The 10,715-nt window shown below is 58.5% G+C and carries 9 protein-coding genes and 1 tRNA gene; 3 read left to right on the forward strand and 7 right to left on the reverse strand.

All coding sequences use genetic code 11. The annotated features are described in order from the left end of the window. Positions 1–190, reverse strand: a 190-nt coding sequence (locus tag AB4043_RS03310) for an AAA family ATPase (protein ID WP_442306499.1), incomplete at its 3' end; no start/stop codon positions are given. Further along, complete coding sequence (locus AB4043_RS03315; protein WP_442298858.1) at positions 190–1,011, reverse strand: purine-nucleoside phosphorylase; 822 nt, start codon at positions 1,009–1,011, stop codon at positions 190–192. The genes AB4043_RS03310 and AB4043_RS03315, both read right to left, overlap by 1 nt. 42 nt (positions 1,012–1,053) lie before the next feature. Here AB4043_RS03315 and AB4043_RS03320 point away from each other — a divergent pair, with 42 nt between their 5' ends. Then, positions 1,054–1,521 (forward strand): NUDIX domain-containing protein, encoded by a 468-nt coding sequence (locus tag AB4043_RS03320; RefSeq protein ID WP_442298859.1) that lies wholly within the window; start codon positions 1,054–1,056, stop codon positions 1,519–1,521. Positions 1,522–1,647: 126 nt separating this feature from the next. Here AB4043_RS03320 and AB4043_RS03325 read toward each other — a convergent pair whose 3' ends face one another. Both AB4043_RS03325 and ispG read right to left on the reverse strand, forming a co-directional pair. Further along, complete coding sequence (locus AB4043_RS03325; protein WP_442298860.1) at positions 1,648–3,384, reverse strand: VWA domain-containing protein; 1,737 nt, start codon at positions 3,382–3,384, stop codon at positions 1,648–1,650. A gap of 97 nt (positions 3,385–3,481) precedes the next feature. Continuing rightward, on the reverse strand, positions 3,482–4,726 hold the full coding sequence (ispG, locus tag AB4043_RS03330) for a flavodoxin-dependent (E)-4-hydroxy-3-methylbut-2-enyl-diphosphate synthase (RefSeq protein WP_442298861.1): 1,245 nt from the start codon (positions 4,724–4,726) through the stop codon (positions 3,482–3,484). A 64-nt stretch (positions 4,727–4,790) separates the two neighbouring features. On the opposite strand from ispG, the gene AB4043_RS03335 reads away from it, so the two are divergent. After that, positions 4,791–4,867: transfer RNA gene (locus AB4043_RS03335), tRNA-Arg, on the forward strand. Between the two features lie 362 nt (positions 4,868–5,229). Here the strand turns inward: AB4043_RS03335 and AB4043_RS03340 are convergent. Beyond that, positions 5,230–6,618, reverse strand: coding sequence for a glycosyltransferase family protein (locus AB4043_RS03340; RefSeq protein ID WP_442306500.1), 1,389 nt, complete (start codon positions 6,616–6,618; stop codon positions 5,230–5,232). A gap of 116 nt (positions 6,619–6,734) precedes the next feature. Further along, entirely contained in the window at positions 6,735–7,853 is a 1,119-nt protein-coding gene (locus AB4043_RS03345; RefSeq protein WP_442298863.1) for a PqqD family peptide modification chaperone, read from the reverse strand. A 513-nt stretch (positions 7,854–8,366) separates the two neighbouring features. Here AB4043_RS03345 and AB4043_RS03350 point away from each other — a divergent pair. After that, positions 8,367–10,307 carry an asparagine synthetase B family protein gene (locus AB4043_RS03350; protein ID WP_442298865.1) on the forward strand — a complete coding sequence of 647 codons (1,941 nt, stop codon included), beginning with the start codon at positions 8,367–8,369 and terminating at the stop codon, positions 10,305–10,307. Positions 10,308–10,317: 10 nt separating this feature from the next. Here the strand turns inward: AB4043_RS03350 and AB4043_RS03355 are convergent. Beyond that, a partial coding sequence (locus AB4043_RS03355) for a hypothetical protein (protein ID WP_442306501.1) occupies positions 10,318–10,715 on the reverse strand: 398 nt, incomplete at its 5' end.

The raw sequence follows: 10,715 nt of genomic DNA on the forward strand, positions 1-10,715 counted from the left end.
CCTCAAGCGAATCCGGGTGGTCGAAGTTCGTCTTGTCGCGGGCCTCGAACGGCAGGTGCGAGAGATCGCGATAGTAGAGATCGAGCGCGAAGAGCGTAGCTTCGAGCTGGGTACAGAGCTCGCGCGCGAGGGTGGTCTTGCCCGAACCCGAACAACCGGCAATTGCAATGACGAGTGGCTTGAACATCATTAGATCTGCGGCACCAGAGCGGTAAGAAGTGCCGTGAACTGACCCTCGATGCGCTTGCCGATTTCCATGACCTCTTCGTGATTGATGGGCTGGTCGAGCACTCCCGCCGCCATGTTGGTCACCACGGAGAGGCCCAGGACCTCAATGCCCATGTGGCGGGCGATGATGACCTCGTGCACGGTCGACATGCCGACAAGATCCGCTCCCAGAGTGCGGAAGGCGCGGATCTCCGCCGGTGTCTCATAGCTGGGTCCAAGGACAGCGAGGTAGACGCCTTCGTTAAGCGTCCAACCCTGTTTGGCAGCCTCATGGATGGCGAGCTTACGCAGCGCAGGCGAGTAGGCTGCGGACATATCGAAGAAGCGCGGGCCTAGCGCGTCGATATTGGGGCCGAGAGCCGCGTTGGTTCCGGAGAGATTGATGTGGTCAGAGAGGGCGACGATGGCTCCCTGGCCATAGCGCGTGTTGATGCCGCCGGCGGCATTGGTAACGATCAGCTTTTTGACACTAAGCAAGCCGAGTACTCGCGTGGGGAAGGTGACCTGCGCCATGGTGTATCCCTCGTAGGCATGGACGCGACCCTGCATGACGGCGACGGGGACTCCATCGATGGTGCCCAGCACCAGCTTGCCACTGTGTCCCGCAACGGTTGACTGCGGGAAGTTCGGAATCTCAGCATAGGGAATCGTGACCGCATCGGCCACCTGTGAGGCGAAGCTGCCGAGGCCGGAGCCGAGGATGATGGCGAGCTTGGGTTCCAGGGATGTCTTGGAGCGGATATACGAAACGGCGGTCTGGGCGTTGCTCAATATTTCGGACATGAGGAGTTGCAAAGAGGGTATCAAAGACGAAACCATAGTGCGATGGCTGAGAAGCAGAGTGCCGGGCTACTGATGTACCGTTTGCAGCATGCGGTCCTGGAGGTGTTTCTGGTGCACCCTGGCGGACCCTTCTGGAGTAAGAAGCAGGCCGGTCACTGGACTGTTCCCAAGGGAGAATTCCTTGACGGGGAAGAGCCTCTGGCAGCCGCAGTTCGGGAATTTCGAGAAGAGACTGGATTCGAGGCCGAAGCGCCGTTTCTTCCGCTCGGGTCCATCCGCCAGAAGAGCGGAAAGAAGGTTGAGGCGTGGGCCTTTCGCGGAGATTTCGAGGCGGACACGCTGGTCAGCAATACCTGCATGGTGGAGTGGCCGCCACGGTCAGGAAAGAAGATCGAAATCCCCGAAGTTGATGAAGGCCGCTGGTTCAATCTTGAGAACGCCAAAGAGTATCTACGCGAAGCACAGTGGCCGTTTCTCGATCGTCTGGAAGAGGCGATCAAACCGTCTTAGAGCATTTCCCCTGTTGCTCGGTATCCCGTGAGGGCCGTGCAGCGGCGCTTTCATTGCGGAAAACGCCCATAGATGCGGAATCCCTACATTCCAMCCATAGGGAAAATGCTCTAGTCCCGCAGTAATTTATGGCTTTGGTGATGGCACCGCATTGGTTGGAAGCTCCACGGCACCGACCTTGTTACTCAACAGATCGTGAATGCCAATCCTCAGGAAGACCTCTCCTTTTGCAGGAACGCTGATGTTCTCAGAGAACTGTACCCCCTGCTGCATCATGATCTTATAGTTGTCGGGCTTCAGAGAGATGGTGAGYGGACTGCTTGTGGAGGCCAGGGGCTTGCCATCCCGGTCATAAGCGACGACAACGAACTGCAGCCCAAGGATGTGGTTCCCGTCTTTTCCGATCGGAGACGAGATGTCGCCCGGAAGCGCTACATAGTTGATGGTGTACTTCCGGAACGGGCCTTTCAACGCAGGTGCGGTGCTGGTACTGGGTTCTGCGGTATCGGTCAGCGTTGCAGCCGAGAGGACCTGTGCTTTGAAGAGAATCTCGGTCGGTTGCGGTCCACCGCGTTGCATGGCAGCACGCATGGCATCGTAGCCCGGCGCAGTGGTTTGGGAGTTCGTCGCCGCCATCGATTCCTGCGGCGGATATGCATAGTAACCACGGCGATAGGTAAGCTGCACGTTCTGTATGTCAGAGTGCACGACGATCTTGCGATATCTGCTATTCCAGTCTTTGTTTGAGGGAGTGTAGATCAGGGTATAAAAGTTTGAGCCGGAGTCGATGGCCTTCTGCACCGCCGAGTGCAGATTGTTCGTATTGAGAAAAGCCTTGCCTCCCGTCGCCTCGGCCATTTGCAGCATCGTGGCGTGTTCGTCGGCAGTCTGCGCGGAAAATTTCGCGAGGTCCTGCGCGAACCCGCGAGGGTTGCGGGCATAGCGTGCACCTGAGTTTGACGCGTCATACATCGGTGGCGCAAAGAGGCCTCGTGCATCGACCGGGTAGACAGCGACCTGGCTGCGGGTAAGCAGGTTCGTCGTGTCCTGGAACTCCTTATCCGAAGAGAACTGCATGGTGTTGGGGTTATCGCCATCCGGCAGGACGCTGAGCGGGAATGACCCCGAAAACCAGATCAGGTTTTTGCGTCCGGGAAACGCGGAGAGATAGCGGCCAAGCTGATTCATCGCGTCCATCGTGTATAGAACACGCATCTGGTTTTGGATCGCGGTGATGTTGTCTTCGAACTGCTGCAGGTTTGCGAGTGTCTCCGCACTGGCCCCGGTGAGGGCGGCCTGGTCTGAGATCGTGTCGCTACCGATCGGCTCGGGAAGAAGGGGAGAGTTCTTCGGGTTGCTCTTCTTGTGCTCGAGCGCCGCACGCAGCACGGAGGGATCAGACGTAAAACCCTGCAGCAGGATCAGATGTGAGGTCAGGCCGAAGATTGCGATATTCGCGCCCGGCTGCATGGTCTTCAGGAACTCCATCATCTGGTTGCGGACGTAGGCCTGGTCTTTGAGCGGTGTGTTCAATGTATCCAGCAGCACCACATTCAGAGGCCGGTCGGTCGGAGCGGGGGTGTAATTGGTAAAGATTCCGGCATCCATCTTGAACGACGGTCCCAGCTTTACGGGGGCTGCTACGGAAGGTGCCGTGTGCTCTTCAAAGCGAGCGATGGATTGTGCGACACCGTTTTCCGTCAGCGTAAAGTCGGAGGCTTTGAGATCGTGGATGGGATTACCGCGCGAGTCGGTCACGGCGACATCGACGATAACGATCTGAGTGCCGGTGCGAATGGTTGGTGTCTGTGAAGCTGCAGACACTGTGAGCACGATGAAGGCCAGAGCAGGATACGTGCGCATAATTTGTGTGGAACGAGGGTAGCGGAGTTTGTGCGGCATGCAAAGCAAAAAGACCGGCGGATGCCGGTCTTTTCAGGGAAGGACGGAGATTCAGGAGTTACGCGTTGACCAGTTCGACATGGGGCTGGTTGCCGTAACGCTGCTTCACGTAGTTATCGAGGATGACCTGGAACTCCTGCACGATGTGGTCGCCCTTAAGCGTTGTGAAGAGCTTGCCGTCGACATACACGGGAGCCTTAGGCTCCTCAAAGGTGCCGGGAAGCGAGATGCCGATGTTGGCGTGCTTCGACTCACCCGGACCGTTGACGATGCAGCCCATGACGGCCAGCTTCATCTCTTCAACGCCAGGGTAGATCTTCTTCCAGTCGGGCATGGAGGCGGTGAGGTAGTTCTGCACCTGCTGTGCCAGCTCCTGGAAGTAGGTGCTGGTGGTGCGCCCGCAGCCGGGGCAGCTTGTCACCTGGGGCATGAAGCTGCGAATGTTCAGGGACTGCAGCACCTGCTGGGCGCAGCGGACCTCTTCGCTGCGGTCGCCGCCGGGTGTAGGAGTGAGCGAGACGCGGATGGTGTCGCCGATACCGGCCAGAAGCAGGGGAGCCAGACCGGCGGCGGAGGCGACAGTGCCCTTCATGCCCATACCGGCTTCGGTGAGGCCAAGGTGCAGAGCATGGTCACAGCGGCGGGCGAGCTCAGAGTAGACGTCGATCAGGTCGCGGACATTCGAGACCTTGGCGGAGAGCACGATCTGGTCGCGGCGAAGACCATAGCGCTCGGCGGCAGCGGCGTTGTCAACGGCGGAGACGACCATGGCCTCCATCATGACGTCGCGGGCGTCGAGTGGAGTGGCAGACTTGGAGTTCTCGTCCATCATCCGGGTCAGCAAGGCCTGGTCGAGCGAGCCCCAGTTCACGCCGATACGGACGGGCTTCTGGTTCTTGACGGCGCATTCCACCATAGTGCGGAAGTTATCGTCGTCCTTCCGGCCAATGGAAACATTGCCGGGGTTGATGCGGTACTTGGAGAGCGCCTGAGCGCAGGCGGGGTACTTCGTCAGCAGGATATGGCCGTTGTAGTGGAAATCGCCGATGATGGGCGTATTCCAGCCTTTGTTGTGAATGCCTTCCACAATATAGGGAACAGCCTTGGCCGCGTCGTCATTATTAACGGTGATGCGGACCATCTCAGACCCGGCGCGCGCCAGGGCGGCGATCTGCTGGACGGTGGATTCGATGTCGGCGGTGTCAGTGTTGGTCATCGACTGCACGACGACGGGCGCGTCGGAACCTACACGGACGCCTCCAACATTGACGGTTACAGCTTTGCGGCGGTGGATTTCAGGCATTGGACTCTCTACCTTTAAGTTTACCGCAGCGGGTAGTGGGGGCCGGGTTAGACTGGAGGGAAGTGGCCCGGTAGCTCAGTTGCATAGAGCGGCGCACTCCTAAGGCGAAGGTCGCAGGTTGGACTCCTGCCCGGGTCACCACTAAGCTCAATAAAAACAATAAGATGCGGTGAATGATGCACCTTCTTCTCTAGGGGGCGTTCGCGTTTGGGATACTTTCTCGAAAACTTCTGCAGGTCCCCGCAAGCCGATGCGGCCGGCGAGGGTCGCTGCTGGGGTTTTCGATCCCTCAGATTCACCCTATTATTGACGAGCAAATCTTGCCCGCCCATCTCTACGATTCGGGTAGGCGCCGCCTCCGAAGATACGCTTGTATCGTCATTGCCTTTACACCGCTCTCGAACCACCGATGACGGAGGGCGAGGCGGAGACAGTCACCGAACCCGAATTGGCGGAGGAGGCGTGATGCGGACCATCCTCCAGGTCCTCAAGCGGGCTGGAGCCTATGCCGAGAAGAGAGCGACCTTTTGCTGTATTTCCTGCCGCTGAGCCTCTGAAAGATCGGTGGACGGTACTCGCGAGCAAAGCATCAACGAAAAGTAATCGAAGGGTACGTCTCGCAGTACTTGCCAAGCGAAGGCTGAGGGGTTCTCTCGTTGAAAAGGAACGCTGCGTGCACGCCCGGCCGCCGAGCGCAGATACCCGCGAAGTCTTTCCTGCTCCGAGGTCGAAGCCAGAGAAAGTGCGGTCATCAGAACCCGGTCGCGATACATAGAGGCCAGCAGCGGACGTACCCGCGCGATCGCTTCCGGCAAACGCCAGGTTGCAACCAAAAGTCGCACCACCAGCAACCGAAGTTGCAGATAGTGGGGATATCTCTCGAGCGTCCGCAACGCCTCTTCGAGGTTTGCTTCGCTCTTCAGGTCACGCTCCATCAACCGATGAAATGCTTCCATCGCCTCGATCGCTTCCGGGGTCTGTGCAGGCAGCGTGATGCGATTCTCGGGGGATGGAGCATGTGAAAGATACCACGCCGCATGCTGCTCGATTCCCGAGGCCAATCCGTTGCGCGCGAATGCATAGGCATGGCAACGTTCACGTTCAGCGTGAAGCTCTTCGGGATGTAGATAGAGCCTCTCCAGAATCGTTTCAAGCTCCTGCGGATTCTGGAAGCAAAGTACCTCCTTCAGGTGCGGTGCATAAGTGGAAGACCGCTGGACAATGGCGGCGATGCCCGCGGCCGCATACTCAAAGAGCTTCACATCCGTTCGCCCCGCGTTGAATCCCGTTGCAGCAAGCGGAATCAGACCGACGTGAAGTGTATGAAGGAATGCTTCATAGCTTGCCGGTGAACCAAAATCTTCGAAGCGGAACTGATCTGCAGGAAGTTCTCCGAAGAGTTCGTGCAACATCTCGAGATCGCCCTTCATCGCGAGTTGGATCTCAGGGTGCCGATGTAGCAGATCGCGCAGCATCCGTACCATCGGGCGAAGGTCTTCCCGATGCGAGCGGGTTCCTGCCCAGCCGACCGTGAATCCCGGAGGCTTCTTTGCCAGTCTGGCAGGGATCTCGATCAGATTCGGCAGCACCTGCCTGCATGAGGAGAGGATGGCGTACTTGCGCTCCAACGCCGCAGAAGAGAACTGTAACCCTGCGCAACGCGATGCGAGATTGAAGCAGTCGCTAAGGATCAACGGACWGCGCCGTGGCTTCTTTCGCCACGGCGCTGGTGCGCTCATATCGTCGGCTATCTCGTAGAGCGTGGCTTTGCCATGCTCCCTCCGCCAGTCGATCACCGCCTCCAGAGCCATATCGTGTTGAACGTGCAGAACCAGAATGTCTGCGGCATACGCCATCGCCGGGGCATCGGGATGATCAGAGGAGATTCCCATCGCCTCGAATCTTCCATCACGATTTAGCAGCGCACACGGGCGCTCAATCCTGTGGAAGAGATTCGCGCGGTCCTCATTCTGCCTGTCCCACGAATGCAGATGGACCAACGTTATCTTCACCCCGCAGCTCCCGACTTTCGCCAGAAGACACATGTCGTATTGACCCACTGCATTGGGTCGGAAATGTCATGCCTTGCGCGGAACTCATCGATGGCCTCACGGCAGGCGGGAAGGCCGTAGTCGTCCACAATGATGAATCCGCCTGGACTGACCCGATGGTACAGATTATTCAGCGCATCCATGGTGGAGGAGTACATGTCGGCGTCGAGCCGGAGCAGTGCGAGCGGGCCGGTGTCTGCCTGCGGAAGTGCGTCCGCAAACAGGCCTGGAAGGAATCGCACCCTGCCGTCCAATAGACCAAGGTCACGGAAGTTGTCCATGACTGTACGAAGCGGAGCTACCAGGATCGGGAAAGCGTTCTTTGAGAAATCCACACCAAACCGGATATCGGGTTCAGAGGTGTTCACAGGAAGGCCGTCGAAGGTGTCCGCCAACCATACCGAGCGGTCCTCTTGCTGGTGAGCAAGCTGCAGCGCCCGCATCATCATGGATGCGCCGCCCTGCCAGACGCCAGCCTCCAGAAAGTCGCCAGGAATCTCATCAGCGAAGACCTGTTCCGCGCAGAACTCAATGTTATCCAGACCGGCAAGACCGATCAGCGTGCGGGGGAAGCTCCGGTTGGAGAGAGCAGGGTTTCCCAGACGAAGACCCCGGATGCAGGTGGCATAAGCCTCGGCATCGGTGTATCGCACTTGAACCATCTGGGCGGTGCGGGTCTTGCGGTCAGTGCTGAACGCACCCTCCTCAAGCCGCGAGATCCTCAGGGCGTTTTCAGGGTAAACAAGGTTGGTCAGAGTCCGTTTGAGGAGATGAAGATAGCGGCTCCGCTGTTGCTCTGCCGCCGAAGGCGCTGAAACATGTCTGAGCAGCCCAAACCTGTCCAACTCGTTCAGAAACTCAAGTGTGCTTCTGCGGCAGACAGCTTCACGGACATCGTAACTCGCCAGCAGACGAGCTACGATACCCGTGATTGTGATGGGATATTCCAGAAGATCCCAGATCGCGAGACCAATACTGTTCAAGCTCAGAAGCTGCAGATCACCGTTCCGCAAACAGATGGATGAGCCATCGTAGAGGATGCCACTAAAAACTCTACGCAGGTACTTCTCAGACATGCAGACGCCTGTTCTGCTCTTTTTGCCGCAGTACAAGCAGCGGAATTCTGGAGCCGAATAGCCAGCATCCCGTCGCCGACAAATGTGTTCCCAACCCAGCTCCAGTTCTAGCTATAAACCGTGGTCCCATCAGGATTAAAACTTCCGCTTGATGCACTGTCGGCACTGGCCAGATCTCGTTCCCCAATCTGCGGAGTCGACCACTCGAGCTTGCCTTCAGGATTGGCTTGGTTATCGTTTGACGGGATTGGGGCAGACGAATTCATAAAACCTCCGAGTGAAGAGACAATTTGATACCGAGCGATGATAGCTTGTTGCGCCAATTAACGGAACTTTCGAGTCTTCGGCAAAGAAGAAGACTTTATTCCTGATCAAAAAATCTGATGTTTCATTTCAAGCTATCAAGACACTTCGAAGTTGTCATCTGCAGTTGGCGGAACAAAGACACAAGCGAGCCTTCCTTCTAAGCATTGGCTTCCGATCTGACGCTGCCTGCACGATACACTTCACGGTATGTCGGCGATTGCTGCCTCCTTATCTTTCGACGGATCTCCCGTCGCCGGGTCGCGTTGCGAGAGGATTCTGCGGGGTCTGGCCCCCTATGGGTCCGGAAAGCCGTCAAGCTGGACCGCCGGGAGCGTGGCTGTGGGCTGCGATCTCCGCGCATCGCTGCCGGAAGATGCCTTCGATCGGCAGCCGGCTACGAGCCGCGACGAGCGGTACGCCCTCGTCGCAGATATTCGACTGGACAATCGCCTGGAGTTGGCAGAGTTACTCGGTCTCACGCAGACAGCAGCCCCATCCCTATCCGACTGCGCCATTCTTCTTGAAGCAATCTGCCGCTGGGGTATGGACGCGCTCGATCACCTGACAGGGGTCTTCGCCTTCGTGCTCTGGGATACCCGATTACGGCGTCTGCATCTGGCCCGAGACCCCGTGGGCGAGCGCCCTCTGTTCTTTTACCAGGGCAGCGATTTTGTCGCGGTGGCGTCGATGCCACGTGGCCTGCACGCCTTGTCGGAGGTTCCCTACGAGGTGAACGAAGAACGGGTCGCGCAGGTGATGGTTCCCATCATGGGCCCCACAGACGAGACGTTCTTCCGTGGACTCCATTCGGTGCTTCCAGGCAACGTGGTCACTTTTACAGAAGTCGGCGGCCGCTCCCACTCGAGATACTGGCGGCCGGAAGAGATTGCCCCATGTCACCAGACACGGGAGCAGAGCGCCGGGGCGCTCCAGGAAGCCTTTGACCGCGCCGTAACGGCTCAGTTGCGCGGCCGTGGCGACGTCATCAGCCAGTTGAGCGGCGGAATGGATAGCACGCTGGTGACAGCTACAGCAGCCCGCCTGATGGCCGGCAGCAATCGCCGCCTGATCGCGGTCACGGCAGCTCCTGTCGCAAGGGCCACCGAGGACCGGCAATGGGGGAGAGTTCCGGACGAGACGGAGTTCGCCGAGCTCACCGCTGCCCTCTACCCAGAGATGGAACATCTGATTCTGCGCCCGCCCATACACATCTCCCCACTGGACGAATTCATGCCTGACGAGGCCATTTTGGGGAGGCCACAGGGGCATCTCTGCAACCTGACCTGGTTTGATTCCATATACCAGGTGGCGCACGAGCGCGGCATCCCGATTGTTCTCCATGGTGTACCTGGCAACGTTACGGTCAGTCATCCGGGACTGGATACTCCGGCTGCCCTGGCGAGGTGTGGCCATTTGTGGCACGCTGCCCGTGAAATACAAGCGCTCCAGCGAAGGGGATTCCTGTCGAGGCGCGGAGCCGTCCGAGCCGCGGTAAACGCATTATTCCCAGCGTTGGCGTCACGTATCAACCGGTCCCGGTCGCTGAGATCCTTACGCCCTGGCTGGATGGGCCCGGTACATCCCGATCGCGTAAGGCAATACGATCTTTCGCGCCGCTTCGAGGAGTTGGTTCGCTCACCCCGGGCGGAGGGTCTGGACAAGAGGATCGCTGTACTCGAAACCTGCCAGGAACTAGGCCAGTTTAATAAAGCGACGCTAGCCTGCTGGGGCGTTGACCAGCGCTCCCCCATGGCAGACCGAAGGGTATTGGAGGTCTGCTTTTCCATCCCGGCGGAGCACTATCTCGAAGACGGGCAGACCTGTGCCATGCACCTTCGAGCATTCGGCGACCGGCTTCCGAAGGCGCTGTACTCGGCTCGACCGAGGGGTCTGCAGGGAAGCGACTGGTGGGACCGTCTGCGCCCCGGACGGGGGCGCGTGCGCGCAGAGATTGCGGAGATGCAGCGCTCAGCATTGTGCCTGCATCTGCTCGATCTGCCCCGTCTATCGGCGCTTGTGGATGCGTGGCCCACGGTCGAGCGGCTGCAGCAGGCCGAAACCATCGACTACCGTTCGCGACTGCTGCGCGCAATCGCCATGGGCCGTTTTCTTCGCATGGTGGAGCGTGGACGGCCCGTAATCCTATAGTCTGCACACCTCAGTTGCAGGCCAGGACACAGATGCTGCAGGAGGCGTGCAGCTTGCGCGCCTCGGCAAATCCATCCAGCGCAACGATCCCATCCAGCGGAGTTTGCTTGATATCCGCGTATTCGGTGCCGAACATGCAACTGCGCAGACGTCCTTCCGTATTGAAGAAAAGGAAGTTTCCTGCGTGACAGCGGCGTGCAATGCGATGCGGATCGCTGACCAGGTAGATCCAGTCGTCGATTGAACCACTCACTTGGATGCGAGAGTCCTCAGAGGCGCGTTTATAGAGCTGTAGACCCAGTTGGATCAAGGTGACGCGATTCCGTTTGCACCATTCCGGCATCTTCTGGTCCGCAATCGTATCCATGGTCACGTGTTTGTAATCGTGCCGTAAATACACGCCCACCT

This window comes from Terriglobus sp. YAF25, assembly GCF_052113305.1.
GTDB lineage: Bacteria > Acidobacteriota > Terriglobia > Terriglobales > Acidobacteriaceae > Terriglobus.